At 68.3% G+C, this 26,179-nt stretch carries 27 protein-coding genes; 13 read left to right on the forward strand and 14 right to left on the reverse strand.

Features of this window, described 5'->3' with window-relative positions; genetic code table 11:
* The first annotated feature begins 542 nt into the window (after positions 1–542).
* Together fusA and H4W81_RS35940 are read left to right on the forward strand one after the other, a co-directional pair.
* Positions 543–2,576, forward strand: a complete 2,034-nt coding sequence (fusA, locus tag H4W81_RS35935) for an elongation factor G (protein WP_192778863.1) — start codon at positions 543–545, stop codon at positions 2,574–2,576.
* A gap of 144 nt (positions 2,577–2,720) precedes the next feature.
* A complete protein-coding gene (locus tag H4W81_RS35940) occupies positions 2,721–3,125 on the forward strand; it encodes a hypothetical protein (RefSeq protein ID WP_225958959.1) in 405 nt (134 codons plus the stop codon).
* On the opposite strand, the gene H4W81_RS35945 is transcribed toward H4W81_RS35940, so the two are convergent.
* Both H4W81_RS35945 and H4W81_RS35950 read right to left on the reverse strand, forming a co-directional pair.
* Positions 3,105–4,295, reverse strand: a complete 1,191-nt coding sequence (locus tag H4W81_RS35945; RefSeq protein WP_192778864.1) for an ISAs1 family transposase — start codon at positions 4,293–4,295, stop codon at positions 3,105–3,107. The genes H4W81_RS35940 and H4W81_RS35945 overlap by 21 nt on opposite strands.
* Positions 4,296–4,772: 477 nt before the next feature.
* Entirely contained in the window at positions 4,773–5,129 is a 357-nt protein-coding gene (locus tag H4W81_RS35950) for a hypothetical protein (RefSeq protein WP_192778865.1), read from the reverse strand.
* Between the two features lie 577 nt (positions 5,130–5,706).
* On the opposite strand from H4W81_RS35950, the gene H4W81_RS35955 reads away from it, so the two are divergent.
* The 3 genes from H4W81_RS35955 (at position 5,707) to H4W81_RS35965 (ending at position 8,025) form a co-directional block, all read left to right on the forward strand.
* Entirely contained in the window at positions 5,707–6,000 is a 294-nt protein-coding gene (locus H4W81_RS35955; protein ID WP_192778866.1) for a putative quinol monooxygenase, read from the forward strand.
* Positions 6,001–6,750: 750 nt separating this feature from the next.
* Positions 6,751–6,909 carry a hypothetical protein gene (locus H4W81_RS35960; protein WP_192778867.1) on the forward strand — a complete coding sequence of 53 codons (159 nt, stop codon included), beginning with the start codon at positions 6,751–6,753 and terminating at the stop codon, positions 6,907–6,909.
* Between the two features lie 597 nt (positions 6,910–7,506).
* Positions 7,507–8,025 carry a hypothetical protein gene (locus H4W81_RS35965; RefSeq protein ID WP_192778868.1) on the forward strand — a complete coding sequence of 173 codons (519 nt, stop codon included), beginning with the start codon at positions 7,507–7,509 and terminating at the stop codon, positions 8,023–8,025.
* 559 nt (positions 8,026–8,584) lie between these two features.
* Here the strand turns inward: H4W81_RS35965 and H4W81_RS49615 are convergent.
* A complete protein-coding gene (locus H4W81_RS49615) occupies positions 8,585–9,055 on the reverse strand; it encodes a YcxB family protein (protein ID WP_192778869.1) in 471 nt (156 codons plus the stop codon).
* 35 nt (positions 9,056–9,090) lie between these two features.
* Positions 9,091–10,068, reverse strand: coding sequence for a DUF3800 domain-containing protein (locus H4W81_RS35975; RefSeq protein WP_318782217.1), 978 nt, complete (start codon positions 10,066–10,068; stop codon positions 9,091–9,093).
* Positions 10,069–10,290: 222 nt separating this feature from the next.
* Between H4W81_RS35975 and H4W81_RS35980 the strand changes: the two genes are divergently transcribed.
* Positions 10,291–10,593, forward strand: coding sequence for a hypothetical protein (locus H4W81_RS35980; protein WP_192778871.1), 303 nt, complete (start codon positions 10,291–10,293; stop codon positions 10,591–10,593).
* A complete protein-coding gene (locus H4W81_RS35985; RefSeq protein ID WP_192778872.1) occupies positions 10,569–11,345 on the forward strand; it encodes an MBL fold metallo-hydrolase in 777 nt (258 codons plus the stop codon). Before H4W81_RS35980 ends, H4W81_RS35985 begins: the two co-directional genes overlap by 25 nt.
* 235 nt (positions 11,346–11,580) lie before the next feature.
* On the opposite strand, the gene H4W81_RS35990 is transcribed toward H4W81_RS35985, so the two are convergent.
* The 3 genes from H4W81_RS35990 to H4W81_RS36000 are packed head-to-tail and all read right to left on the reverse strand — an operon-like array spanning position 11,581 to position 13,872.
* On the reverse strand, positions 11,581–11,955 hold the full coding sequence (locus H4W81_RS35990; RefSeq protein WP_192778873.1) for a Rieske (2Fe-2S) protein: 375 nt from the start codon (positions 11,953–11,955) through the stop codon (positions 11,581–11,583).
* A gap of 10 nt (positions 11,956–11,965) precedes the next feature.
* Positions 11,966–13,204, reverse strand: coding sequence for a sensor histidine kinase (locus H4W81_RS35995; RefSeq protein WP_192778874.1), 1,239 nt, complete (start codon positions 13,202–13,204; stop codon positions 11,966–11,968).
* Positions 13,201–13,872: a response regulator transcription factor gene (locus H4W81_RS36000; RefSeq protein WP_192778875.1), complete on the reverse strand. Its 672-nt coding sequence runs from the start codon at positions 13,870–13,872 to the stop codon at positions 13,201–13,203. Before H4W81_RS36000 ends, H4W81_RS35995 begins: the two co-directional genes overlap by 4 nt.
* 169 nt (positions 13,873–14,041) lie before the next feature.
* On the opposite strand from H4W81_RS36000, the gene H4W81_RS36005 reads away from it, so the two are divergent.
* Positions 14,042–14,536, forward strand: coding sequence for a hypothetical protein (locus tag H4W81_RS36005; RefSeq protein WP_192778876.1), 495 nt, complete (start codon positions 14,042–14,044; stop codon positions 14,534–14,536).
* Between the two features lie 33 nt (positions 14,537–14,569).
* Here H4W81_RS36005 and H4W81_RS36010 read toward each other — a convergent pair whose 3' ends face one another.
* Complete coding sequence (locus H4W81_RS36010; protein ID WP_192778877.1) at positions 14,570–15,622, reverse strand: Rv3169 family protein; 1,053 nt, start codon at positions 15,620–15,622, stop codon at positions 14,570–14,572.
* A gap of 69 nt (positions 15,623–15,691) precedes the next feature.
* Positions 15,692–16,192, reverse strand: a complete 501-nt coding sequence (locus H4W81_RS36015) for a YtxH domain-containing protein (RefSeq protein ID WP_192778878.1) — start codon at positions 16,190–16,192, stop codon at positions 15,692–15,694.
* Between the two features lie 159 nt (positions 16,193–16,351).
* On the opposite strand from H4W81_RS36015, the gene H4W81_RS36020 reads away from it, so the two are divergent.
* Entirely contained in the window at positions 16,352–16,888 is a 537-nt protein-coding gene (locus tag H4W81_RS36020) for a peptidylprolyl isomerase (RefSeq protein ID WP_425574698.1), read from the forward strand.
* A gap of 110 nt (positions 16,889–16,998) precedes the next feature.
* On the forward strand, positions 16,999–17,850 hold the full coding sequence (locus tag H4W81_RS36025) for a rhomboid family intramembrane serine protease (protein WP_192778880.1): 852 nt from the start codon (positions 16,999–17,001) through the stop codon (positions 17,848–17,850).
* A gap of 34 nt (positions 17,851–17,884) precedes the next feature.
* On the opposite strand, the gene H4W81_RS36030 is transcribed toward H4W81_RS36025, so the two are convergent.
* The gene (locus H4W81_RS36030; RefSeq protein ID WP_192778881.1) at positions 17,885–18,130 is read right to left on the reverse strand and encodes a cell division protein CrgA; all 246 of its coding nucleotides are present in this window, start codon (positions 18,128–18,130) and stop codon (positions 17,885–17,887) included.
* A 131-nt stretch (positions 18,131–18,261) separates the two neighbouring features.
* Here H4W81_RS36030 and H4W81_RS36035 point away from each other — a divergent pair, with 131 nt between their 5' ends.
* From H4W81_RS36035 to H4W81_RS36045, 3 genes are read left to right on the forward strand one after another with little or no spacing between them, the layout of a single operon-like run.
* Positions 18,262–18,882, forward strand: a complete 621-nt coding sequence (locus H4W81_RS36035; protein ID WP_192778882.1) for a class E sortase — start codon at positions 18,262–18,264, stop codon at positions 18,880–18,882.
* A gap of 1 nt (position 18,883) precedes the next feature.
* On the forward strand, positions 18,884–19,042 hold the full coding sequence (locus H4W81_RS36040; RefSeq protein ID WP_192778883.1) for a hypothetical protein: 159 nt from the start codon (positions 18,884–18,886) through the stop codon (positions 19,040–19,042).
* A complete protein-coding gene (locus H4W81_RS36045) occupies positions 19,039–19,605 on the forward strand; it encodes an anthranilate synthase component II (protein WP_192778884.1) in 567 nt (188 codons plus the stop codon). Before H4W81_RS36040 ends, H4W81_RS36045 begins: the two co-directional genes overlap by 4 nt.
* A gap of 384 nt (positions 19,606–19,989) precedes the next feature.
* Here H4W81_RS36045 and pknB read toward each other — a convergent pair whose 3' ends face one another.
* The 4 genes from pknB to H4W81_RS36065 all read right to left on the reverse strand — a co-directional run bounded on the left by pknB (position 19,990) and on the right by H4W81_RS36065 (position 26,177).
* Positions 19,990–21,837 (reverse strand): Stk1 family PASTA domain-containing Ser/Thr kinase, encoded by a 1,848-nt coding sequence (gene pknB / locus H4W81_RS36050; protein WP_192778885.1) that lies wholly within the window; start codon positions 21,835–21,837, stop codon positions 19,990–19,992.
* Between the two features lie 82 nt (positions 21,838–21,919).
* Positions 21,920–23,377 (reverse strand): serine/threonine-protein kinase, encoded by a 1,458-nt coding sequence (locus H4W81_RS36055; RefSeq protein ID WP_318782219.1) that lies wholly within the window; start codon positions 23,375–23,377, stop codon positions 21,920–21,922.
* Positions 23,374–24,831, reverse strand: coding sequence for a peptidoglycan D,D-transpeptidase FtsI family protein (locus tag H4W81_RS36060; RefSeq protein WP_192778886.1), 1,458 nt, complete (start codon positions 24,829–24,831; stop codon positions 23,374–23,376). The genes H4W81_RS36055 and H4W81_RS36060 overlap by 4 nt, the downstream gene beginning before the upstream one ends.
* Positions 24,828–26,177: an FtsW/RodA/SpoVE family cell cycle protein gene (locus H4W81_RS36065; RefSeq protein WP_192781249.1), complete on the reverse strand. Its 1,350-nt coding sequence runs from the start codon at positions 26,175–26,177 to the stop codon at positions 24,828–24,830. The genes H4W81_RS36060 and H4W81_RS36065 overlap by 4 nt, the downstream gene beginning before the upstream one ends.
* Positions 26,178–26,179 lie beyond the last annotated feature (2 nt).

Here is a 26,179-nt window from a genome sequence, read left to right on the forward strand (position 1 = left end):
CCCGCCGACGGCTCGACCCGTACCTTGCCCGGTACCCGGTGGCTCACTGGTTGGGCGCGGGCCCGGTGAAGTCGCGTTCGAGCAGGTCGGAGACCTTCGAGCGCATCGTGGCGCGGGCCTTCTCGCGCAGCTGCAGCCCGACGATGCCGGACCGGCGCATCCGCCGGGCGACTCGCCTGTGGTTGCCCCGCTGACCGGTCGCGCGCAGTTCGACTGGGTTCCTGCGAGAAAAATCAGTTCTCCGTCGGCATCGGTTTCCATACACTCTCCACGAACAGCGCGTCGCCGCAACACCGCAGCGCGCGCTCTGACGAGGGAGGGAGTCGGCCGTGCGCTACCGCACCGCTGTGATTATCCCCCCGTCACGTCACGAGGTGATCCTGGTGTCTTCGTCGGCCCGGTATCAGCTGCGCGGCTGACACCGGACGTCCTCTGACGAACGCCCATTTGCCGGGTAAAGGCGTATCTCGCCGCAATTATCCGTGGCCGTTTCGTCAGGGAATCGCGCTGCCCTGTTCGGACCTCTTGAAGGGCCATAGGCCGTGCGCACGAACCTGCACAATCATCGCAATTTCGGTATTCTCGCCCACGTCGATGCGGGCAAGACCACCATCACCGAACGGATCCTGTACATCACCGGCGCCACCCACAAGCGGGGCGAGGTCCATAACGGGACGACCGTCACCGACTTCGATTCACAGGAGCGCGATCGTGGGATCACCATCTTCGCCGCAGCGGTGAGCTGTGCCTGGGACGGTCACCGGATCAACCTGATCGACACCCCAGGTCACGTCGACTTCTCGGACGAGGTGGAGCGCTCGCTACGGGTGCTCGACGGCGCCGTCGCGGTCTTCGACGGGGTCGCGGGAGTCGAGCCGCAGAGCGAGTCGGTGTGGCGGCGGGCCGATCGGTACGGCGTGCCGCGGATCGCCTTCGTCAACAAGCTCGACCGCGTCGGCGCCGACCTCGACGCCGCCGTCGAGTCGATCCGCGAACGGTTGCACGGGACCCCGCTGGTGGTCCAGCTGCCGATCGGGAGGGAGAACGCGTTCGTCGGCGTGGTGGATCTGCTGCGCATGCGGTCGCTGGTCTGGGCCGATGGCCGCGACACGGTCGAGGAGCGGCCGGTGCCCGATGAGCTGCGCGAAGAGGCGCGGCGGCGGCGTCGAGCGCTGGAGGAGGCGGTGGCCGAACGGCACCCGCTCGCGTTGGAGGAGTTCTGTGCGGAATCGACGATCTCCGCGCGGACTCTGTCCACCGCACTCCGCGATCTGACCCGCACCGGTGATGGAGTGGTCGTGCTGTGCGGCTCGGCCTATCGCAACCGCGGGATCGAGCCGCTGCTGGACGCTGTCGTGTCCTACCTGCCCTCGCCGCTGGACGTACCGGCAGTGCGCGGTACCCAGGACGGCGAGGCGCAGGAGCGCGCCGCCGACCCGGCGGCGCCGCTGGCCGCGCTGGTGTTCAAGGTGAGCGCGACCGCCACCGGACGGCTGGCCTACCTGCGGGTGTACTCGGGAACCATGCACAAGGGAGACACGGTGCTGGACGCAGGCGCCGGGCGCACCGAGCGGATCGGCCGGATCCTGCGCGTGCAGGCCGACCGGCACACCGAGGTGGACCGGGCGGTGGCCGGGGACATCGTCGCGGTGATCGGGCTGAAGGCGGCCGGTACCGGTGCGACCCTGTGCGCACCTGCGGCACCGCTGGTCCTCGAACCGCCGACGGTGACCGACCCGGTGGTCTCCGTGGCGATCGAGGCCCGCAGGAGCTCCGGAACCGACCGGCTGGCGGCGGCGCTGGCGAGGCTGGTGGAGGAGGACCCTTCGCTGGCCGTACGAACCGACCCTGAGACCGGTCAGACGGTGCTGTCGGGGATGGGCGAGCTGCACCTGGAGGTGGTGGTGGAGAAGATCCGCCGCGTCCACGGGCTGGATGTCAGCGTCGGGCGACCGCAGGTCGCCCTGCGGGAGACGGTGGTCAGCGGGGTGTCCGGGCTGCTGTACCGGCATGTCAAGCAGGACGGCGGAGCCGGCCAGTTCGCCCATGTCGTCCTCGACGTGGACCCGTCGGAGGCGGACTTCGCGTTCCGCTCGACCGTCGTCGGCGGCCGGGTCCCGCGGGAGTACGTCCGGGCGGTGGAGGCCGGTTGTCGTGACGCCCTGGCCGAGGGCCCCCTCGGCGGTCACCCGGTGACCGGCCTGCGGGTCACGCTGACCGACGGGGCCACCCACTCCAAGGACTCCTCTGAGCCGGCATTCCGTACGGCCGGCCGGCTCGCGCTGAGGGAAGCTCTGCGCGCGTGCGACATGGCGCTGCTGGAGCCGGTGGTCGAGGTGACGGTCACCGTACCCGACGACGCGGCCGGTGGGGTGCTCGGCGATCTGGCGGCACGGCGCGGCCGGATCTCGGACACGACCGCCAGGGCGGGCACGGTGGTGATCACGGCGGTCGTGCCGCTGGCCGAGGTGTTCGGCTACGCGACCCGGTTGCGCAGCCGGACTCAGGGCCGGGGCACCTTCACCACCCGCCCCGCCGGCTACGCCCCGGCGCCGACCGCGACGCCATCCCGGTAGCACGCAACGACGGCCCTGCCGCTCCTGGGCAGGGCCGTCCACCGCAGCAATGATCGGCTCGCCGTCGTCGACGGGCTGCTCGGCCTTCCATTTCCGGCGGAGGACACGCGGGAGGGGTACCACTCCAGCGGGTCGGGCCACCACGTGTACGTCCTGCAGGCCGGTCAGGATTTTTGGGACGATCGCCGTGAAGAGGTCGTCGAGGCGGCCGAGGAGGAGATCGACGCCGCCCTCCAGGCGTTGGTGGCCGCTTTGACGGCGCGCTGGGGTGAGCCGGAGCCTTATGCGGATGGCGAGGGACCGGCTTCGGAGCCGATGAACGAGCTCTGCCGGCTCAGCGGCGAGATGCTCGCCTGGCGGCGGTGGGTAGCCGGTCGGTGGGTCGGGCTCGCCGTCGGACAGGCCGATCGGGAGTTCCCGATCGTGTTGCTCGCCGCCGTTGGGCGGGGCGCCGATTCCTTGAATTTCACCGGCGGGACCGTTCGGCTGGGACGGCGTGCTCCGTGCCAAGGCAGGGCTGAAGCGTTCTCATGTGGCGAGACCGAGTAGCTGAAGCCCGTCGCCTGGGTGGCTGCGGTAGTGGTCAGTGGCGGCGCTGATGTTGGTCCAGCCGATCAGGCGGGCCAGGCCGATGGCCAGGTTGCGCAGGCTCGCCAGGATGCGTGGAGCGGCGCCTTTTCGCACTCTGCAGGCGTCTTCGTGGTAGGTGACGTCGCGGATGTGGTGCAGGGCCTCGATGCTCCAGTGGCCGCGGATGAGGGTGGCGAGGTGGGCGTGGAGGATCCGGCCCGGCGGGAGACTGGTGACGGCGTAGATCGTGACGATGGTGGTCTTGCCGCTCTTGTGGTCGGTGCGGCGGCGCTTGACCTGGATGGCCTGCAGGGCGTGCGGGAAGGGCAGGCCCGGGCGGGCGGTGCAGATCTTCATGCGGCGGATCTCGCGGCGGCCATGCCCGGTCTCGTCGGTGCGGTCATTGAGGATGGCCTCGCGCCAGGGCAGGGCCTTGAGTCGGCGGTGCAGGGTGGGCTGGTTGCCCTTGACGACGAGCAGGTAGTGGCCGCCGGCGGCGACGATCTGGCGGGCATGTTCGTGCTGGGTGTGCAGGGCGTCGGCGGTGATCACCACGCCGGACAGATTCAGGTCGGCCAGCAGCGGCGTGAACGCGGGGATCTCGTTGCTCTTGGCCTGGATCTGGGCTTGGGCCACGACGGTCTGGGTGTCGTGGCGGACGGCGGCCAGCAGGTGGGTTACGCCGTCACCGGTGCGGCTGCCGCGCAGCGTCTTGCCGTCCACGGCCAGGCCGAGTAGCGGTTGTCGGGTGCTGGGGGTGGGCGGTGCGGCGCAGGCGGCCAGCTTGGTCAGATAGGCGCAGGTCGCGGTGTCGAAGGCGTCGCCGTCCAGGCGGGCCAGCAGCCGTCCCAGGGTGCTGGCGGCCAGCCGCGTCGCGGCGGGCAGGCCGAGCTGGACGCGTAGTTCAGGGTCGCATCCGGTGATGAATCTGGTGATCTTCGCCAGGGAGGTGGCGCCGCCGAGTACGGCGAGCAAGGCTAAGGCCAGCAGCGGTCCGAGTTGGTAGCGGCGCCCGCGACGGTTACGTGGGTCGGGTACGGCATCCAGGACATCGGCCAACGCGGGCAGGTCGGTCAGGTCCATCATCGGGTCGGTGGTGGTGACGTGCTCCAGGTGGCGGGAGAGCACGTCGATCGGGGAAGATGGCACGCGAACGCGGCCCCTGTTCTTGATCGACTGGCTAGACACCGACGATCATCAGGGGTCGCGTTTGTCATCTCCGCACCGGGGCGCCCTCAACCACCTGCCCGTCTACAGGGCTACGACCGTCTCACCAGCCGAGAACGCTTCAGCCCTGCGTGCCAAGGGAGGATCTGCCGACGGCACCGACGAGATGAGTGGTCTCGTGCGATGCGCCGGCGCTGGGAGTAAAGAGCCTGCGGGCGTCATGTCCGGAAGTAACTTTTTGCGAGAACGTCAGCCACGAGACGCACCAGCGAAATTACACAGGTGACGGCATCCTCGCGAAAATTCCACGTCCAGACATATCAAGATGGCCCGCGCCCGCAGGCTTATCCCCTTACGCCTTTGTCACATCAACGAGCCCCGGCCATGGCGGGCCGTCGATGCCGGATGATGTCTTTACGCGGGCCGGCGGAACCGGCCCGCGTAAAAACCGATCAGTGCTTAGCTGTTGACGACGGGATGTCCGTGACGGTGGTGGTGGTGGCGGTCGTCGTCGTCGTCGTTGTTGTTATTGTTGTTGTTGTTGTTATTGTTGGTGTTGTTGATAACGATCCGGTGCTTGCCGTGGCGGCCGTGGTGACGGTGGCAGTGGCAGCGGTGGTGGAAACCGCGGAAGCAGCGGTGGTGGAAGCGGAAGCCGCAGCCGAAGCCGCCGTGGGCCTGGACGGACCCGACGGTGGTCGTCACCGTGCCGGCGGCCGCGGCGGTAGTGGTGGTCGCCGCGCCGAGGCCGACGAAGCCGGCGGTCAGCGCGGTGCCGAGTGCGAGCCCTGTGATGGCGCGCTTGAAACTGGTCATTGGGTCTCCCCCTGAAAGGAATGACTACCCGAGAATGGCGTTTCGGGATCGGTTTGTGAATCTCCGGAATAGTCGCGAACGATATTCCGTGCGTTGTCTAGATTGCCGGAGCGCAGGTCACACAAACAGTTGATCTCTCCATTTTGCTATACATTAACGTAGCTATTGCTTGAATTACACCTCTATGGATCCATATAGTCCGATTTGCCCCTTTATATCGGGTCCGCAGGGTGGAAGTGAATGTGCGCCGCAAAGCGTCATTAAGGCGGATATAGTGTGTTAAATCGGATATATCGCCCTAGCTTGGCCGCCTGGATCAGCCCGTCCGGCCCACCCCGGCGGCGTCCAGCGCTTGTCTGGATCACTGACGGCTCGCGATGGCAAGGGCTCACCTGACGGGAGTGCGGTGGCCGGCCGGCGGGGCGTGACTGGCTGGATCAGGGCTCGTTGGGGGTGGGCCGCACTCGAGCGAGCCGGCTGGGTGATCGGGGGCCGTGAAGCCGGCACCGATGAGTTTCCGGCTGCCCGGCGGTAAGAACATGCGACGAGCAGTTGGCCGGTAAGGAGGCAGGACATCGTGAGGTTGATCGTTGCTGGAAAGGTGTACGTCGACCCGAAGGACAGGGACCGTTTCGTCGAGGCGCACCGCGACATCGTCGAGCAGGCGCGCAAGTACCCCGGTTGTCTCGACCTGTCGATCTCGCCCGACCCCACCGAAGCGGGCCGGGTGAACATCTTCGAGTACTTCGAGTCCAAGGAGGCGCTGGACGCCTGGCGCGCGGTGGCGCCACCACCCTCGGCCTCCATCGACATCGAGGACGACCAGGTGTTCAAGCACGTGATAGCCAGCTCCGGCCCCCCGTTCGACTAGGGGGAAGCCGCCCGGAGGCCGCCCGACCAGGGAAGCGGCCCACAGTCGATGCAGAACCGCCGATGCCCCGCGTCCCAGGAAGGCTTGCGGGGCTCGGACGGGTTGCCCACAATGACATCGACCCGCAGGAAGGGGGCCGTGATGCCTTCCGCCGAGGACTCCGATGGCGGTTCTCGATGACCGAAGCGCGGCCACCCGACGGTCGGCCCCCGTTCATCGTGCAGAACGTGACCGCGAACGCGGGCTTCGCCTACGGCGTCATCTATGGCGATCTGCACATCTTCGGTGACGGCTCGCCGGTGTACGTCCTGGAGAACTGACGTCCGCCGAGGCCACCCGGGGCACCGTCCCGGCTGCGTAGCCAGCCGAGCAGGATGCTGAACGCTCGCTACGGCCTCGTCGCGGCCGGGCGGCCGAGCTCGAGCGGTTGAACCAGTGGCTGCACGACGATCCCCGGCTGACCGCGAAATGGCTCTACGGACCTGGAGGCCAGGGCAAGACCCGCCTGGCCCACCACTTCGCCGAGCGGGCAGGGTTCGCTGGCGCAGGGGGTGGTGCTCGGCGACATCGTCAATCATCGGCCGCCGGAAGCTCCTCCGGATCCGGGCGGCCCCACCGCCCCGGACAGCGCCTGATCTCTCAGCGAGACGACCGCCCCGCCATACGCATTGACGGCCTGGGAACAGGCGTCGATTCTCGATGAGTGATGGTCCCCTGTAGCTGCTATTGCTGATCTTCGCGTTGGCGGTTGTGCTCTTTTCCGCCATCTACCCGGCATTCGGGGACCGGTTCCCCGCGTTCGTACCGGCGGCTGTGGGCATCTCGGCAGTCCTCGCCGCCGTGATCGGCGCCATCAGGTACACGCAGCAGGGCTACGCCGTCCTCGGCCTGGGCGGCACCTTGGCCTGAGTCCTCGCCGCAGTCCACATCGCGGTCACGCTGGCGGTCTTCGTCGTCGGCACATCCATCGTCCGCAGATCGGCGAACACCGAGCTACCCGCGTTCCTCTCTGAACGCGACCTGCGCCTCCTGGCCGGCCGACCGAAGGCATGGAACCGAGGGCGCGTCCTCACCCTGCTGTCCGTGCTGCTCGTCGATGGAATCGGCCTCGCGGAAGCGCACGCCTGGCCCCTTTGATGCGGCCTGGCCGTCTGGCGGATCGACGCGACCGCTCCCTACCTGCCGCCTCGAACTCGTAGAGCGTGCGCCTGCCGGGGTCGGGCGGCCGTACGGCGAGGCCCTTGGAGGCCCGATTCAGGGGTTTCCCCAGTCGAGAACACTGCCGCCGCGGCGTGTCAAAGGGTCGCGGCAGGTCGGTGCCCAAAGTCGGATTCCTCGGCGTGGGCGGGGTTTGGGCCGCTTGCAAGGATCACGGCAAGCGGGATGAAAGGGACTAGCAAGCAGTGACATCTACAAATGACCCATAGCAAGACAAACAAGACAGGCAAGACCAGCAAGACACAGATCAGACATAAGCCGACAAACAGTACACAAGGAGACAGACCAATGATGATCCTCAAGACCGCTCTCACCGCCGCCGCTATCGCCGCCTCCGCTCTCGCAGCCCCGATGACGATGCCGGCCCAGGCTTCCACCGTCGGCACCGCGGCAGTCATCGCCCCGCAGGCCGACACGTCCAGCGTCCTGGACCACAAGAGGAAGAACAATAATAACAATAATAATAATAATAACGGCGGCCGCGCCAACAACAACAACAATAACAACAACAACAACGGCGGCGGCGCGAACAACAACAACAATAACAACAACAACAACGGCGGCGGCGCCAACAACAACAACAATAACAACAACAACAACAGCGGCGGCGCCAACAACAACAACAATAACAACAACAACGGCGGCGGCGCCAACAACAACAATAATAACAACAACAACGGCGGCGGCGCCAACAACAACAATAATAACAACAACAACAACGGCGGCGGCGCGAACAACAACAACAATAACAACAACAACAACGGCGGCGGCGCGAACAACAACAACAATAACAACAACAACAACTAGGATTCCGCACCGGCACCACTCGGTCGCTAGCCAGCAGGACCCAGACGACAACCTAATCCTCACCGCTTGCCCAGCGGAAAGCCCCGCATCCTGACCAGGATGCGGGGCTTCCTGCTGTCATCGACACCTCTGACCAGGCAGAACGCGCCGATTTCGATCAGTGGGCAGTCGAAATTCGGAGATGTTGGTATTCCATGCGCCCGACCGTGAATCCCCCGAAGAATGCCCCGGGAGTTTTCGCCCGCACCAAGGCGACGACCTCTGCTCACTTACTCCGAAGTCGGCACCGACCCGAAGCCCGTTCTCGAGGTCGCCAGAAAACCGCCGCTACGATCGGCCCATGCTCGTGGTGCTGGTGAACGGCCTGCCCGGAGCGGGGAAGACTACGAAAGTCGCGCGGTCTCCAGGCATCCGGTCCACGGCGACTCGCACGTCGACGATCAGCAGTGGCTGGAGTGGGAGCGCCGGGCCGAGCCGCTGGGCCTCGGCGTCACCTACCGGGTGAACACCGTCCAGGAGGTGGATGCCGCCGATCTCGCGCGACGAATCGGGCAAGGGCTCACGCGCGTTGCCGGGCGGCGATGAAGGCATCCAGCTCGGCCCGCTGGTCGCTGTCGAAGGCGCTCCTCGGGAGAAAACCCACGCACTGCTTCTTCACGTAGAACAGCCAGAATTCGGGGCCGACCACGATGTCCCCGAACATGGACCACCGCATCGTGGTGTTGGAATGCTCGGTCCGGTACTCGTACGCGTCGGTGGTCACCCGCAGGGTGGTGGGCACGCAGAGGTAGGCCAGCTGGCGCTTGGCGGATGCGCGGATCATCCAGGTCAGCAGCAGGGGGAACACGATCGCGCCGGTGAACAGGCCGATGCCCATGAAGACGGCGTCGACCAGGACGCAGACCAGCCCCGCCACCACCAGCACGGCCGGAAACGCGATGGTGACGCCTTTGAGCTGCCGTTTGACGGCCTGTCCGAGTGCTCGCGCCACCTCGTCCGGAGTAGGTTCGTATGTGACCGTGAAGTCCACTGCGCCGCCTTTTGACTGATGGGGATGACCATCATTCAGCGCTCCGCACGGCCTCGCAACACGCCGGCCCCAGCAGGGACCCAGATGGAGGACGCGTCCACGTAGGGACGTAGCAGCGCGGTGAGTTCCTCGTCACCGCGTCCGTTGAGCTCGTTCTCCGCTATCTGCCGGGCCGCCCCCGCCAGCAGGTCGGCGACCTGGATCCGCGCGTCCAGGCGCGAATCGACGAGCCTGATCCCGCTCAAGGTCCTGGGCGAGGCGGACAGAAGCCGGGCGATGCGCTCGTCGTTCAGCAGGGTCTGCTGGTCGTGGACGACGAAGACGGGCCTGACGCCCTCACCCCAGTAGGCGACGGCCCGGACGATGGCAGGGATCAGGGTGTCGAGAGCCGGAATCGTCGTCGGACCGTCGAGCAGGCGGGTCCGAAAGGGGGCCATCCGCGCTCTGGCCTGCCAGAGCAGGTCCATGATCTCGCCGGCTCGCCCGCCCGCGTCGGAGACCCGCAGAGTGTCGACGAGATCGAAGACGGCGTCGACGGACACGCCAGGGCCGCGGCCGTTCCTGGTGCGCATGAGGTCGTTGAACGACTCCAGGAAGGCGGTCCACCGCTCGCCGCCGAACCTGGAGCGGCCTTCGCGATAGAGATCGACCGCCATGGCCCGGCGCTGCTGAGGGCCGAGGTCGGGGAGCAGGTCGATGACCCTGCCGACGACGTGGAACGCCTTGTCGATGAGGAAGACGTGCGCGTTCCCGTCGAGCGGGCTCGAGGGGCCGAGCAGCCACATGAGGGCGGCGCGGTGCTTGCTCCGGCGAATGATGTCGGACTTGTATTCCAGGCTGGGGGAGGGCGCTCTCCTCCGTACCTCCCTGATGCACTCCGCGGCCAGGTTCTCCGTCAGTCTCAGGCTGGCGTGCGCGAAGACGGCGGTGTTCCCGCCGATGAGTTTCTCGCCCTCCGAACCGGATTCGTCGCAGGCGATCTCGAGGACGCGGCCGGCCGCTGCTCGAGTCACTGATCCAGTTCCCTTGGGGAGGGGCGTACTGGCTGACAAGTCTCGCAAAGCGCCCATGGGGCCTCAAGCGGATTCCCGCGGGGAATTGTCGCTCCGCCGTCCCCCTCACAGACTCTGGATGCCGTCCTATCGGCGGGGCGGGCCGCCGATCTGGCTGGCGGGAGCGAGCCCGTCGGCGCTGGAGCAGACGCGATCACGCCCGCGCTGTTCGTCACGGTTCTGGTGACCGACGACCCGGAGCGGGGCGAGCGCGAGCTCGACGCCTACTGCCTGGCCACGTACGGCCTGCCGTACCGGATCGTGCGGACGGTCCAGGTGCTGGTCGCGGGCCCGGTGGAGCGGGTGGCCGGCACGTTGGGCGGGTACGTCGAGGCGGGCGCGGAGCACCTGGTCTGCCGCGTCCCCGCCGTTTCGGCCGGCAGGGGCGACCTCGGCGCGCAACACGACCAGCTCGAGCTGATCGTGGCGGCACGGCGCCTGATATCCGCCAAAATAGGGGCATGGGCGAGCAGTGGCACGAGGTAGGCGACCGCGTCTTCGTCCGGCGACACGAGTCCTACGACCTGAACGTCGGGCTCGTCGTGGGTGACGGTCACTGCCTGGTCCTCGACACCAGGGAGACGCACCAGCGGGCCAGCCACCTGGTGGCGGCGATCAGGAAGATCACGCCTGACCCCTGGACGGTCGTCAACAGTCACGCTCACTTCGACCACTACTTCGGCAACGCGATGTTCGTCCCCGCCGAGATCTGGGCGCACGCGCGAGCCGCCGAGGAGATCGAGAGGGACGGCGAGGCGGTCCGCGACAGGGTGGCGGCGAGCAGGGAGCCCGAGGCCGCCGAGGTGGAGATCGTGGTGCCCGACCAGACGTTCACCGACAGGGCGACGCTCGACATCGGCGGCAGGCCCGTCCACCTGCGCTACTTCGGTAGGGGACACACCGACAACGACATCGTCGTGCACGTCCCCGACGCGGGAGTGATCTTCGCGGGCGACCTGGTGGAGGAGGGCGCGCCGCCCGCGTTCGACGACGGCTACCCGCTCGACTGGCCTGGCACGCTGACGGCCATGCTGGCCGAACTGCCCGAGCCGATGATCGTGCCGGGGCACGGCGCGGTGGTGGACCGCGCCTTCGTCGCAGCGCAGCTGGGCGAGCTGGCCACGACCGCCGACCTGGCGCGCAGGGCGCACGTCGAGGGACTGCGTGACCTGATCTCCCAGATCCCGTACCCGCAGGCGCTCGAGCGGGCCTTCCTCCAGCTCGACTCCGTCAGCTGACGCAGCACTCGTTGCCCTGCGGGTCGGCGGCCACACGGCGCCTGCCGAGGACTCTCAGTCTCCGCTGATCACCGAGGTCTCCGGCGTGGTCGAGCGGCCGGTGGAGGACGTCGAGCGAGGGCTCAGGAGGGCGCCCGGCGGAGAGCCGGCACACCAGGGCGGCTGGGCGATGCGAAGACCGCTGACGCGCAGGGGATGGCGGGCGCGTCCCGCGCGCGCCATCCCTGCTCGCCGCCTACGCCAGCCTGATCACGCCCTTGGCCACCTTGATCCTTCTCCGGGCGAGTGCCCGCTTGGCGGGCCCGTTGACCACCGCTCCCGTGGAGATGCTGAACTTACTGCCGTGGCAGGGACAGTTGATCGTCCCGCCGCTGACGCTCGCCACCGCGCACCCCTGATGCGTGCACACGGCGCTGAACGCCCTGAACGTGCCCTTGGTCGGCTGGGTCACCACGTACTTGCCCCGCAGGATCTTCCCGCCTCCCACGGGGATGCTCCTGGTCTTGCTCAGAACAGGTCCCGCCGCCGCCTCGGCGGGGCTCGTCCACAGGAACAGGGCCCCCGTTCCCGCGACGCCACCTCTGATGATCAGTGCCCGACGTGTGATCATGCTGGCCTCCTCACTGAGGCTTCACGTACGCGGGCGCCGTCCGGTTCATCGGAAACCTCGCGACGAGCCCTCCGTCTTGGACGGCCAGCGTCCCGCCGTGCAGGATCGCGATGTCCCTGGCGATCGGCAGGCCGAGGCCGGCGCCGCCGGCGTCCCTCGCCCTGGCCTCGTCCAGCCTGGTGAAGCGGTCGAAGACCGCCTCCCTGTGCTCCTCGGGGATCCCCGGCCCGTCGTCGAGCACCTCCAGGACGGCCTGGCCGTCCTTCTCGTACACGCGGACCTCGACGGTCGTCGCGGCGTGCCGTACGGCGTTGTCCACCAGGTTGACGACCAGGCGGGTGAGGTGGCCGCGCGAGCCACTGATCACCACGTCGGGGCTGATGTCGAGCAGCACCGACTTGCCGGGGCGCAGGGACTCCTCGGCGGCGATCTGGCCGAGGTCGAGCTCCTCGGCCCTGAGCGGCTCGCCCGCGTCGAGCCTGGCCAGCAGGAGCAGGTCGCCGGCGAGCGCCTGGAGGCGTTCGAGATCGGCGAGCGCCTCCGTGGTGTCGGAGGTGGGCGCGGCCAGTTCGAGGCGGGCCCTGAGCGTCGCGATCGGGCTGCGCAGCTCGTGCGCGGCGTCGGCGACGAACCGTTTGTGCCGCTCGACCGCCCTCTCCAGCCGGTCGAGCGTGCCGTTCACGGTGGTGGCCAGCCGGGCGATCTCGTCGCCCGAGTCGGGGACGGGCACCCGCTGGTGCAGGTCGCGGGCGGTGATGTCGGCCACCTTGGTCCTGATGGCCGCCACGGGGGCCAGCGCCCTGCCGACGGAGAACCACGTCATCCCGGCCACCACCGCGAGCAGGAGGGGCACGCCCGGCAGCAGGAGGCCGTTCAACGTGGCGAGCGCCTCCTCGGCCCCGGCCAGCGAGGCGCGACCCCACACGGTGATCGTGCCCGCCTTCGTGGAGACGTCCATGGTGGCCACCGCGAAGTCATCGGTCGCCTGCCAGGGGATCGCGGCGCGCGTGGTGGCCGCGTTGACGAGCTGCACGTCGGGGTCCGTGGTGAGCGTGGTGAGCGTGGCCTGCTGCGCGGGCACCGCCTCGACGGCCATCGGCACCGCCGAGACCACCTTCCTGGCCGCCTCGGCGTTCGCGCTGCGTTCCAGGCTGCCCTTGAGCGACGAGACCAGGACCGCCGCCGCGATGCCGAGCGCGACGGCCACGACGATCGTGGCCGCGATCGTGGCGCGAAGCCGTACGTTCATGCCGCCTCCAGCCGGTAGCCCGCGCCGCGTACGGTCACCAGCGTCGTCCTGCCGAACGGCAGGTCGATCTTGCGACGCAGCGCGCTGATGTACACCTCGACGATGTTGGGGTCGCCCTCGTAGGCGAAGTCCCACGCCTGGGCGAGCAGCTCGCTCTTGGAGACCACCTCGCCGGGCCTGCGGGCCAGGCCGTGGAGCACCGCGAACTCCTTCGGCGTCAGCGCGATCTCGGTCTCGCCCCTCCGGCAGCGCAGGCCCGCGGGGTCGATCGTCAGATCGCCGACCGTGAGCGACACGGGGCGCTCCTTGCCCCCTCGCCTGACCAGCGCGCGCAGCCTGGCCAGCAGCACGACGTAGGAGAACGGCTTGGCCAGGTAGTCGTCCGCGCCGTTGTCGAGCGCCTCGGCCTCGTCGTAGACGCCGTCCTTGGCGGTCAGCATCATGATCGGCGTCCAGTCGCCCGCCTCGCGGAGCTTCGAGCAGATGGCGTAGCCGTTCAGCCTGGGCAGCATGACATCGAGGACGATCACGTCGTAGTCGTTCTCCTTGGCCATCCACAGCCCGTCCCGGCCGTCGTAGGCGACGTCGACGGCGAAGCCCTCGCCGGTCAGGCCTCCCTTGACCAGGTCGGCCAGCCTCTTCTCGTCTTCGACCAGTAGCACTCGCACGTCATTCAGGGTGCCGCACGCCACCTAAAGCCAACCTGAAGATCGTTTCGGTCGCGTTCAGGGTGCCTTCAGGTTCGGCGGGTCAGGCTGCGGTCGTTCCTTCCGAACAGTTCCTTCCCGAACGCAGTTCCTTCCCGAACAGCGTTCCTACCGAACAAAGGAGACGACATTGTTCAAGCGTCGTATCGTCACCCTGGGTGCCGTGGCCGCGCTCCTGCTCGCAGGGGGCCTCGCCGGCTCGGCCAACGCCTCTGACGAGCCGCCCGCCAAGGGCACCTGCGTGACCAGTGACGGCAAGACGTTCGAGTTCACCGAGGCGGTGCCGGCGCTGAAGATCGAGGGTGGCGCGGTCGCGGTCAGGGTGGACGAGTCCCAGCCCGACGCCGGCAAGACCGGCGCCGCCCGGGCCGGCGCCGCCGAGATCGAGGTCGCCAAGATCGAGGGCACCAAGACCGACGTGGTCAAGGGCGACGGCAGCGAGCACGTGCAGCGGTGGAGCAAGGTGACCGAGACCGTGCCCGCCACGCCCGCTCAGCCCGCCTCGCCGAACGCCGAGGGCGGCGGCGCCGACGCCCCGACCGCCGTCACTGTGGCTCCCACGACCGACGGCCCGGCGCCCGAGGACCTCTCCAAGGCCATCACCATCACCTGCACCGCCAAGTAGCCGTACCGGCCACGGGGGTCCAGTACGGCCGGCTCAGGTGAAGGACGGGTGCGGGCCGAGCGCCCAGTACTCGAAGAGCCCGTGGCCGACCTGCCCGTCGTACTCGAAGCGCCCGACCGCGTCCACCATGCCCCACATGCGGTCGGCGTCCTCGGGCAACGTGTAGGTCACCCCCTCGACCACGGGCTCGCTGCCCTGGTACATCCCGTGCTTCCAGCCGGGCTCCAGGCCGTACCCGGTGCCGACCATCAGGTGGACGGGCAGGATCGGCGTGCAGCGCACCTCGATCTTGCCCATGGTGACGGTGGCCTCGACGACGTCGCGGGTGCCGGGGGCGTAGACGGGGTGGTACTCGGGGCGGCCGAGATACTCCTCCTCCCTGCCGTCCGACCACACCCTGACCGCCTCCTCCAGCACCCTGCGGCCCTTCTCGTCCTCCTGGACGATGCAGAGGATGGCGTGGTCCTCGAACTGCATGGGGGCGTAGAGCCAGTAGAAGGTGCCGGGGTTCTTCACCTGGATGCCGGGCGGTTCGGGCTCGCCGACCGGCCTGATGCCCCACGAGCGGTCCCTGGTTCCCATCCAGGTGTCGACGGGGATCGTCCGCGAGTCGATCTCGATGCTGCCCGACCAGTGGCCCGTCTGGGCCAGCCGTACCGAATCAAAGATGACCCGCTCCTGCCAGCGGATGAAGTGCCGGGGCTCGAGCGTCGCCGGGATCGCGCCCGTCCAGGTCAGGTCGAAGGACAGGCCATGCTCGTTCGGCTCGAGGACCACCCTGAGCCGCTTGAGCCCTTCGAGGACCTCGATCCTGAACGGGCCGACCCCGGTGTCCATGCGGTCGAGTCCGAGCTCGCGCGAAGCTCGGACGACGCGGTGCAGGTGGGCGTGCCGTACGACGGCGAAGGCGTCGGTGACGCCGAGATTGGGGTACTGCCCCATGCCGACGATGAGCATGAGCTCGTCGGAGCCGGGGTGGCAGTTGAAGTAGTAGCGATCGTAGAAGTTGCGATCGGACGTCGCGACGTGCCGCATGACCTCGGGGGCCTGGTGGATCGGGAGGTCGTCCAGCGGTGACAGGGTCATGCGCTGGTTGTAGCAAGCGCTTGGTTAAAGGTCAACGCGGCCGCGCCTCGGCGCGGCCGCGTTGAACCGTCAGGGCATCTTCTTGGCGGCCTGGTCGACCTTGTCGGCCGCCTTGTCCGCGTTCGACGAGACCTTCTCCGCTGTCTGGTCGACTCGTTCACTGGCCCAGCGAGAGGCGTCAGATGCGGAGTCCTTCATGTGGTCGGTCCACTGCTGGGCATTGCGCCGATAGAACATGTATCCGGCCGCGCCCAGCGCGAGACCGGTGACAAGGACGAGCGTCGGCCACCGGCGAGACCTCGCCGGTGTCGGGTCGATCCTGCTCGCCGCCTGGATCAGCAACGCGCTGACCGCCGGGGCGAGTTGGTCCTCGACCCGGTGCGCGGCACCCTCCAGTTTGGGAGCCGCCCAGTAACGGGCGTCCTCGATCCGGTGCGCGGCCGCCACCTTGGCCTGGTCCGCCACCGGCACGAGCCGATCTCCGGCTCGCGTAGCCTGGGCCTTCATCCGGCCCATCCACGTCGCGGGCATTTCGACCACGATGTGGCGCTTTCTGAGTGTCAGGGACACGTCAACCTCCCCAGTCGTTGGGGCCCCGCAGCGTGACCTTCCCGGTACAAGGCGGCTCAATCATGACGAGCCGTGGGAGGATGCATGAACGGCCCCATCGGCCGTGACATCCGAACCATCACAGAACCGACCCTGTGCACAGAGGGGGGCAGCTGTCTCGTGGCTGAGAAGCTGATCGCGAACATGCAGACCAATCACGGTCTGATCAAGATCGAACTCTTCCCGAACAAGGCGCCGAAGACGGTCCGTAACTTCGTGGAGCTCGCCGAGGGCTCCAAGGAGTGGACGCACCCGGGCACCGGCGCGAAGAGCACCGACCGTTACTACGACGGCACCATCTTCCATCGCGTCATCTCCGGATTCATGATCCAGGGTGGCGACCCGCTCGGCCAGGGCATCGGCGGCCCGGGTTACGAGTTCGACGACGAGATCCACCCGGAGCTCGTCTTCAACAAGCCCTACCTGCTGGCGATGGCCAACGCGGGCCTGCGCTTCGGCAAGGGCACCAACGGCTCGCAGTTCTTCATCACCGTAGGGCCGCAGCCGCACCTGAACCGCAAGCACACCATCTTCGGTGAGGTCGTCGAGGGCCAGGACGTCGTCGACGCGATCGCCAAGACGCCGACCGGTCGCAACGACCGCCCGGTCAAGGACGTCGTCATCGAGTCGCTGACGATCGACCGCGTCGAGGCCTGACGCGCTCGACCCGTGAGAAACGTGCCCGACACGAGGTTGCCCTCTCCGAGGGTCCTTCGGGCACGTTTCTCATGAGTAGGCTGGCGGTCAGTGGACGAGAAAGGCTCCTCATGACCAGCCAGCCGCCCAGCCCCCCTTCGCAGCCCGCGGAGCAGGTCCCGACGTGCTACCGCCATCCGGGCAGGGAGACGTGGGTCCGCTGCCAGCGTTGTGACCGGCCCATCTGCCCCGACTGCATGCGCGACGCCGCGGTGGGCTTCCAGTGCCCCGAGTGCGTGGCCGAGGGCAACAAGACGGTACGGCGGGCCCAGTCGGTCTTCGGCGGCGCCGTGGTCACCACGCCCTACGTCACGTGGGCCGTTCTGGGTGTCAACCTGGTGGCCTTCGCCCTACAGCTGCTCACGGGGCAGCAGGCCACCACGGAGCTCGGCATGTGGGTCGGCGGTGTGGCGATCAACGACGAGTACTACCGGATGATCACCGCCGCCTTCCTGCACGGCAGCGTCTTCCACATCCTGTTCAACAGCTACGCGCTCTACCTGGTGGGGCCGCAGCTCGAACGCGCCTTCGGGCACGTGAAGTTCACCGCCCTCTACCTGCTCAGCGCGCTGGGCGGCTCGGTGCTCGGCTACTGGTTCGACGACCCGCGCACGCTGACGGTGGGCGCGTCGGGCGCCATCTTCGGCCTGTTCGCCGCGATCTTCGTCGTGGGCCGGCGGCTCAGGTTCGACGTGCGCGGCGTGGCCGTCCTCATCGTCATCAACCTGGTGATCACGTTCGTCTTCCCCGGGATCAGCTGGACCGGTCACATCGGCGGTCTGATCACCGGTGCGGTGCTCGCCGCGGCGATGGCTTACGCCCCCAGAAGTCACCGCGTCCTGTTCCAGACACTGGCGCTCCTGGGGGTCTTTCTGGCGCTCGTCGCCCTGGTCGTGATCAGGACCGGAGTGTTGCTCTCCTGACTTTCCCCAGGCTGTGGAAAACCTGTGGAAAGAACTAACGCCAGCGGGTGGAAAGCACCACACCGAAGATGATGAAAACGAACCCGATGAGCAGGTTCCAGTTGGCGAGCGTCCCGAACAGGGGCGCTTGTGGGGCCACATAGTAGATCGCGATCCACAGGATCCCGATGATCCACGACACGACCATGGTCGGTGCCAGCCACCTCGGGCTGATCTTGACCTCTTGCGACTTCTGCGGCGGTGTGTAAACCGCCTTCTTGCGTGTCTTCGGCTTGGGCACTGGATAACTCCTGCTGGCGGCCTGGGCCATCCGGACAGTCCCCAGGCTCTATCGTGTGGCCCAGGATAGTCGCCACGCGCGGGACATGGCGATCCCCGACATCCCCGGGCTCGCTGAATACGCTGATCAGCGTGAGGGCACTGCTGAGGACGTCCGGTGAGCTGAGCATCACGGCGGGCCTGGTCCTGCTCCTGTTCTGCGCCTACCTGCTCTGGGGCACCGGCGCCTACACCCAGCGCCAGCAGCTCCTCCTCCAGGAACAGCTCGCCGAAGAGCGGGACGAGACGCAGGGGACGTTGGGCAAGATCGCGCTCGGAAAGGCCGTCGCGCTGCTGCGGATCCCCCGGCTGGGCAAGGACTGGCAGTACGCCGTGGTCGAGGGCGTCGACGCCGAGCACCTGAAGAAGGGCCCAGGCCACTACCCCGGCTCGGCCGCGGCGGGCAGGATCGGCAACTTCGTCCTGTCGGGTCACCGCACCACGTACGCGGCGCCGTTCAACCGCATCGACGAGCTCAGGCGCGGCGACGAGATCATCGTGGACGCGCGGGAGGCGCGCTACGTCTACCGCGTCACCTCGCAGGACATCGTGCAGCCCGAGGAGGTCGACGTCCTCGCCGCGGTGCCCGGCAAGCCCGACATCAGCCCCATCAGAGCGATGATCACGCTCATCAGCTGCCACCCCGAGTACTCGGCCGCCCAGCGGCTCATCGTGTACGGCGTGCTCAAGTCCACCGAGCTGAGGAAGGTCTGACGTGTACGGCTGGATCTGGCGTCATCTGCCCGGCTCGATCGGAGCGCGGCTCCTCACCTCCCTCGTCCTGGTCGCCGTGGCGGGAGCCGTACTCTGGTATGTCGTATTTCCGCTACTCGAACCTGCGGTGACGTTGGATGAGGTGACCGTCCGCAAATGATCCTGGTGGTGGACAACCACGACAGCTTCGTCCACAACATCGTGCAGTACCTGCGCGAGCTGGGCGCCACGTGTGACGTCCTGCCGCGTGACGTGGTCGCCGTGGAGGACGCCGACCGCTACGACGGCGTGCTGGTGAGCCCCGGGCCCGGGACGCCCGAGGCGGCGGGCGTCAGCGTGCCCCTGGTGCGGTACGCGGCCGAGCGGGACATCCCGCTGCTCGGTGTGTGCCTCGGGCACCAGGCGATCGCCGTGGCGTACGGTGCGACGGTCTCCAGGGCGCCCGAGCTCATGCACGGGCGGACGAGCGCGGTCACGCACGACGGCAGAGGGGTCTTCGAGGGGCTGCCGTCGCCTGTGACGATGACGCGCTACCACTCGCTCGCGGTACGGCCTGAGACGGTCCCTGAGGAGCTCGAGGTGAGCGCCCGGACGGAGGAGGGGGTCATCATGGGCCTCAGGCACCGCTTCGCGCCTGTCGAGGGCGTCCAGTTCCATCCCGAGTCGGTGCTGTCGGAGCACGGGCACTGGCTCCTGGGGAACTGGCTCAAGTCGATCGTGTAACGCTACGGGGCCGCCGAACGACTACTCAATGAACGTCCCCGCCATTGCCCCCGAGTGGCGGGGACGTTTCCATGCGACTTGCGGTGTTTCCACGCGACTTCCGGTGTGGACGTCCCCGGCGCTCGATCTGCCCCCGAGTGGCGGGGACGTTTCCATGCGACTTGCGGTGTTTCCACGCGACTTCCGGTGTGGACGTCCCCGGCGCTCGATCTGCCCCCGAGTGGCGGGGACGTTTCCATGCGACTTGCGGTGTTTCCACGCGACTTCCGGTGTGGACGTCCCCGGCGCTCGATCTGCCCCCGAGTGGCGGGGACGTTTCCATGCGACCAGGTACACACGGCAGCGGCCCTCTCCCAGAGGGAGAGGGCCGCTGTCAGGTCGGGGTCACGGGCCGAGGTCTGGCGGCTCGCCGTCGCCCGGGTCTTCCGTCGTGTCGTCGGTCGGGATGTCCGTGGGCTCGTCGGTCGGCGTGAACGTCGGCTCCTCCGTCGGCTGGACGTCAGGCCCGGTGGAGACCACGATCGTGACCGTCGTCTTCTGGTTCTGGTTCGTCCCCGCCTCGGGGCTCTGCGTGATGACCGTGCCAGGCGGCTGGTCAGCAGCCTGCGGGACGACCTTCACCCTGAAGCCCTCGGCCTTGAGCGTCCGCTCGGCGTCCTCCTGTGTCTGGCCCACCACGCTGGGCACCGGCACCTGCGCCTTGGGCACGTAGAGCTTGACCGAGGTGCCTTCCTCGACCGACTCGCCCGACTTGGGCTTGGTGTCGAAGACCTTGTTCTGCTCCCTGGAGGAGACCGCCGGGGTGATCACACCCTCCAGCTTCACCGCATCCAACGCGGCTCTGGCCTCCTCGGGCGTCATGCCGATCAGCCCGTCGGGCACCTGGACCTTCTTCACGCCCTTGGAGACCTTGAGCGTCACCGTGGCGCCCTCGTCGACCTTGGTGCCAGCCTGCGGGTCGGTGCTGATGACCACACCCTTCTCGACCTCGGTGCTGTGCTCCTCCACGACCGCCGGCTTCAGCTTGAGGCTGGCGAGCTTGGCCTCGGCGTCCTCCTGGGTCTGCGTCGCCAGCGGCGGCACCGTGACCTGTGTCGCGGTCGGCGTGCCCTCGGAGGCGAGGAACTTGTAGCCCACGAAGACGAACGCGCCGATGATCAGCAGCGGGATCAGGACCCACGCCGCCGTCTTCACCGCCGTGTTGCCGCCACCGCCACCGCCGCCGCCCGCGCGGCGCCTGCCGCCACGGGTGGGCGGGTCGCCCTCGCCGTACTCGTAGGGCGGGATCGCGCCCGTGCGCTGGGTGGCGGGGCCGGCGCCCTGGGTGGCGGCCATGGTGCGGGTGCCCGAGCCGTAGCCGTTGGACAGCGTCATCGTCTGCGCCTCGACCGGCATGCCGGTCATCGCACGCTGTATGTCGGCGCGCATCTCACCCGCGCCCTGGTAGCGGTGCGCCGGGTCCTTGGCCATCGCCTTCAGCACGATGGCGTCGGCCCACTTGGGGATCTCGGGGTCGATCTGCGACGGCGGGATGGGCTCCTCGCGCACGTGCTGGTAGGCGATCGCGACAGGGGAGTCGCCGGTGAACGGCGGCTGCCCCGTCAGCAGCTCGTACAGCACGCAGCCGGTGGAGTAGATGTCGCTGCGGGCGTCGACCCGCTCGCCCCGGGCCTGCTCGGGGGAGAGGTACTGCGCTGTCCCTATCACCTGCGCCGTCTGCGTCATCGTGGCCGCGGAGTCGGCCATCGCGCGCGCGATGCCGAAGTCCATGACCTTGACGTCACCGTTGCGGGTGATCATCACGTTGGCCGGCTTGATGTCGCGGTGCACGATGCCGCCGCGGTGGCTGTAGTCGAGCGCCCGCAGGATGCCGTCGACCAGCTCGACCGCGCGCTCGGGCAGCAACCGCCGGTCGGCCCGCAGCAGGTCGCGCAGGGTGCGGCCGTCGACGTACTCCATCACGATGTACGGCACCGGCGCGCCCTCGGACGTGTCCTCGCCCGTGTCGTAGACCGCGACGACGGCGGGGTGGTTCAGCGACGCCGCGGACTGCGCCTCGCGACGGAAACGGGCCTGGAAGGTGTGGTCACGCGCGAGATCGGCCCGGAGCGTCTTGATCGCGACGATGCGGTCCAGCCGGATGTCTCGGGCGCGATACACCTCGGCCATGCCGCCACGCCCGACGACGCCGTCGAGCTCGTAGCGACCTCCGAGTAGCCGAGGCTGAGTCATTTCCTGCACTGTCCCTTACCGTTCATCTTGGGTACCGGCCGGCTCGCGGGCCGCCAGTGTCCATCATCGACCCCGCGACGCATCACGTCTCCTCGTTCGGCGGGATGGTTTCGCCCGGGTCTGGGGAGCCACTTGTTGTCACTGTTGGCGTCGGGGTGGGGGTTGGCGTTGGGGTGGGCGTCGGTGTCGTCGGGGTCGGTGTAGGCGTCGGTGTCTTCGTCGGCCGCTGCGTGGGAGAAGCCGACGTGCTTACCGTAGCTGACCGTGAGGGTACCGGCCGTGACGTCCTCGACGGAACCGTGGCGGGCCGCCGGGATGGTGTCTTGGTCCTGCTCGGCTTCACGGTAGGGCGGGTTTCCGCCGTTTTTGTGGGCTCTATCACGTTGGGTGTTTCGTTGGGGCTGAAATTGGCGATAGTGAATGTCCCAAGCCCCACAGCCGCCGCGCATCCGGCCGTCGCGACCAGCACCGTGGTGCGCCGCCTGCGCCGCCGCGCGTCGGGGGCGGCCCGGGTCTCGGGCGCCCACGGTTCGGGGTCGGTCGGCGCGGGCCGGGGGTCGGTGGCGGCCCCGCCGTACGGTGGCTCGGTGGGCACGCCGTACGGCAGGTCGGTCGGCACGCCGTACGGCGGATTGGTGCCCGCGCCGCCGTACGCCGGGTCGACCCGGAAACCGCCGGGGTCGGTGAGCATCGAGAGCTCGGTGCCGGCGTCGTCGGCGCCGAGCACCGACTCGCGCAGGACGAACGCCCGGTCGGCCAGCTCGCGCGCGCTCGCGGGCCGCATCGAGGGCTCCTTGGCGAGCAGCGCCATGACCAGCCCGCGCACGGGCGCGGGGATCGACTCAGGCAGCGGCGGCGGCGGTGCGCTGAGGTGCTGGAGCGCTATCGCCACCTGGCTGTCGGCGTGGAACGGCGTGCTGCCCGTCAGGCACTCGTAGGCCACCACGCCCAGGGAGTAGAGGTCGGTGGCGGGCGTCAGCGGCAGACCCTGCGCCTGTTCGGGGCTGACGTACTGGGCGGTGCCGAGCACGGTGCCCGTCTGCGTGACGGGCGCGGCCTCCATGGCGCGGGCGATGCCGAAGTCGGTGACCTTGATCGTGCCCTCGCGGGTGACGAGTAGGTTGCCGGGCTTGATGTCGCGGTGGATGACGCCCGCGGTGTGGGCGGCCTGCAGCGCCTTGGCGGTCTGGTGGATCACGTCGAGCGCCACCTCGGGGCCCAGCGCGCCGGTGCGGGCGAGGATCGCCGACAGCGGCTCGCCGGGGACCAGCTCCATCACCAGGTAGGCCAGCTCGCTCGACTCGCCGTAGTCGAAGACCTGGGCGATGCCGGGGTCGGACAGGCCCGCGGTGATGCGCGCCTCGTTGCGGAAGCGGGCGAGGAAGCTCGGGTCGGCGGCCACGCCGCCCCGCATGATCTTGACGGCGACCTCGCGGCCGAGCAGTTCGTCCCTGGCCCGCCAGACCTCGCCCATGCCGCCGACGGCGATGCGCGACACCAGGAGGTAGCGCTCGCCAAGCCTGCGGCTGGGGGAGGTCACTTGGCGAGCACCGCCTCCATCACGGCCTTCGCGATGGGCGCCGCGGTCTGACCACCGGAGGCGTCGGTGCCGGCGCTGCCGGACTCGACGATGACCGCGACAGCGACCTGCGGGTCCTGGGCGGGTGCGAAGGAGATGAACCAGGCGTGCGGCGCCCTGCCCTGGGCGGTCTGCGCGGTGCCGGTCTTGCCGCCCACCTCGACGCCGGGGATCTGGGCGCGGCTGGCGGTGCCGTTGTTGACGACGCTGACCATCATCTGCCTGAGCTTGGCCGCGGTCTCCGGGCTGACGGCCTCGGAGAGCTCCTCGGGCTCGGCCTCGTCGATGGTGTCGTTCTTGGCGTCGGTGATCTTCTGCACCAGGTAGGGCTTCATGACCTTGCCGTCGTTGGCGATGCCAGCGGCGATCATGGCCATCTGGAGCGGCGTCATCTGGTTGCTGCGCTGGCCGATGGAGGCCTGCGCGAGCGCCGCCTGGTCCTCCTTGGGACCGACGTCGCTCTTGGACACGCCCATGGGGATGGTCAGCGGCTGGCCGACGCCGAACTTGCTCGCCTGCTCGGCCATCTGGTCGTAGCCGAGATCCATGCCGATCTTGCCGAACGGCGTGTTGCACGAGCGCTCGAGCGCGTAGACCAACGGCACCTGGCCGCCACCGCAGGCCGCGCCGCCCGAGTTGGGCAGGTCGGCGGTGGTGTTGGGCAGGTCGAGCACCTGGGGCGCGGGGACGACCGTCTGCCCGTCGCGGCTGGAGTCGTCCTCGAGGAAGGCCGCCGCGGTCAGCACCTTGTAGGTGGAGCCGGGCGGATAAGTGCGATTGATCGCCCTGTTGACCAGCGGGCCGTTGGTCTTGTCCTCGTCGAGCTTGTTGTAGGCGTCGAACACCGTCTCCTTGTTGGTGCCCGACAGCACGTTGGGGTCATAGGTCGGCAGCGAGACCATGGTCAGGATCGCCCCGGTCTTCGGGTTGAGGGCGACGACCGCCCCCCTCTTGCCGCTGGCCGCCAGCGCCTCGTGGGCCGCCTTCTGCGCCCGGGGGTTGATCGTCACCTCGACGTTGGCGCCGCGGGTCGGCTCGCCGGTGAACAGGTCGATGCTCCTGCGCAGCAGCAGGTCGGGGTGGGTCGAGTCGAGGTAGCGGTTCTCGCTGCCCTCGACCGCCGACGCGCTCTCAGGCGAGAAGTAGCCGGTGACGTGCGCGAAGACCTTGCCGTCGGGGTAGTTCCTGACGAAGCGGAAGTCGCCCTTCTTCTTCTCCACCGACTCGGCCAGGATCGTGCCGCCGGCCGTGATCCGGCCGCGCTGGACCTCGTAGCGGTCGTAGAAGTTGCGCTTGTTCCTGGCGTCCTCGTTGAAAGTCTCGGCCTTGATGGCCTGTATGTAGTTCACGTTCACCATGAGCAGCCCGAACATGACCAGACATGCCACGGCCGCGCGCTTCAGAGTGCCGTTCATCGCTGGAACACCTGCGTCAGTCCTTCGTCCTGGATCGCCTGGGGCGGGGGGCGTCGGGCGGCATCAGACATGCGTACCAGAAGGGCGATAAGGACCCAGTTAGCCAGCAGTGCCGAGCCGCCCTGTGACATGAACGGCGTGACCAGACCCGTCAGCGGGATCAGATTCGTCACGCCCCCGACGATGATGAAGATCTGCCAGGCCAGGGTGAACGACAGGCCGCCCGCCAGCAGCTTGGAGAACGGGTCGCGGGCCGCGATCGCCGTGCGCAGGCCGCGCTCCACGATGAGCGCGTAGATGAGCAGCAGCGCCATCAGGCCCGTGAGGCCGAGTTCCTCGCCTGTGGCGGCGAAGATGAAGTCGGAGAAGGCCAGTGGGATCTCGTCAGGATGGCCCTGGCCCAGCCCCGTGCCGAGGATGGCGCCCGCTCCCAGCCCGAACAGCCCCTGCATGAGCTGGTAGCTGCCGCCGAACTCACGGTCGTAGTACGCGGGATCGCCTGGATTCAGCCACACGTCGAACCGGTCGCCCACGTGGCTGAACAGCTGACCCGCGATGAAGGCGCCGCCGACGAACAGCAGTACGCCGATCAGCACCCACGAAGTGCGCTGCGTGGCGATGTAGAGCATCACGACGAAGCCGCCGAACAGCAGCAGCGAGGAGCCCAGGTCACGTTGCAGCACCAGGACGCCGATCGCGACCACCCAGGTGATGATGATGGGGCCAAGGTCACGGGCGCGTGGCAGGTCGATGAACAGCAGCCGCCGCCCGGCCAGCGCCAGCACGTCGCGTTTGGCCACCAGATAGCCGGCGAAGAACACCACGAGCGCGAGCTTGGCGAACTCGGCGGGCTGGATGCTGAAACCGCCGACGCTGATCCAGATGCGGGCGCCGTTGATGGTCTTGCCGAGGACGGGGGTCAGCGGTGAGATCAGCAGGATCAGGCCTACGAAGCCGGCGGTGTAGGTGAGGCGCTGCAGAGCGCGATGGTCGCGCAGCACGATCAACGTCACGGCGAAGAGCACCACGCCGACGCCCGTCATGACGATCTGGTTGGTGGCGGACGCGCCGCCCTGTCCCGCTACTTCCAGCCGGTAGATCATCACCAGGCCAAGGCCGTTGACCAGGGTGACGAGCGGCAGGATCAGCGGATCCGCCCATGGGGCGAACTTGGCCAGCACCAGGTAGGCGGCGAGCATGAGGCCGCCCAGGCCCAGGCCGTACGTCAGCATGCCCGCCGGGACGACGCCGTCGACGGCGAGCCCGACGTTGGCGTAGGCGCCCATGACGATCGCCACGGCGCCGGCCAGCATGAACAGCTGCGCCGCACGACGTTTGGCCGGCATGG

It is taken from the genome of Nonomuraea africana, assembly GCF_014873535.1.
GTDB classification, from domain to species: Bacteria; Actinomycetota; Actinomycetes; order Streptosporangiales; family Streptosporangiaceae; genus Nonomuraea; species Nonomuraea africana.

What these genes read in the sequence shown, in the direction of transcription:
- H4W81_RS35950 (WP_192778865.1), bottom strand. Translation starts at nt 5,129, where the DNA reads ATGACCAGTTTCAAGCGCGCCATCACAGGGCTCGCACTCGGCACCGCG.
- H4W81_RS35965 (WP_192778868.1), top strand. Translation starts at nt 7,507, where the DNA reads ATGATGATCCTCAAGACCGCTCTCACCGCCGCCGCTATCGCCGCCTCC.
- H4W81_RS35985 (WP_192778872.1), top strand. Translation starts at nt 10,569, where the DNA reads ATGGGCGAGCAGTGGCACGAGGTAGGCGACCGCGTCTTCGTCCGGCGA.
- H4W81_RS35990 (WP_192778873.1), bottom strand. Translation starts at nt 11,955, where the DNA reads ATGATCACACGTCGGGCACTGATCATCAGAGGTGGCGTCGCGGGAACG.
- H4W81_RS35995 (WP_192778874.1), bottom strand. Translation starts at nt 13,204, where the DNA reads ATGAACGTACGGCTTCGCGCCACGATCGCGGCCACGATCGTCGTGGCC.
- H4W81_RS36010 (WP_192778877.1), bottom strand. Translation starts at nt 15,622, where the DNA reads ATGACCCTGTCACCGCTGGACGACCTCCCGATCCACCAGGCCCCCGAG.
- H4W81_RS36025 (WP_192778880.1), top strand. Translation starts at nt 16,999, where the DNA reads ATGACCAGCCAGCCGCCCAGCCCCCCTTCGCAGCCCGCGGAGCAGGTC.
- H4W81_RS36045 (WP_192778884.1), top strand. Translation starts at nt 19,039, where the DNA reads ATGATCCTGGTGGTGGACAACCACGACAGCTTCGTCCACAACATCGTG.
- pknB (WP_192778885.1), bottom strand. Translation starts at nt 21,837, where the DNA reads ATGACTCAGCCTCGGCTACTCGGAGGTCGCTACGAGCTCGACGGCGTC.
- H4W81_RS36060 (WP_192778886.1), bottom strand. Translation starts at nt 24,831, where the DNA reads ATGAACGGCACTCTGAAGCGCGCGGCCGTGGCATGTCTGGTCATGTTC.
- H4W81_RS36065 (WP_192781249.1), bottom strand. Translation starts at nt 26,177, where the DNA reads ATGCCGGCCAAACGTCGTGCGGCGCAGCTGTTCATGCTGGCCGGCGCC.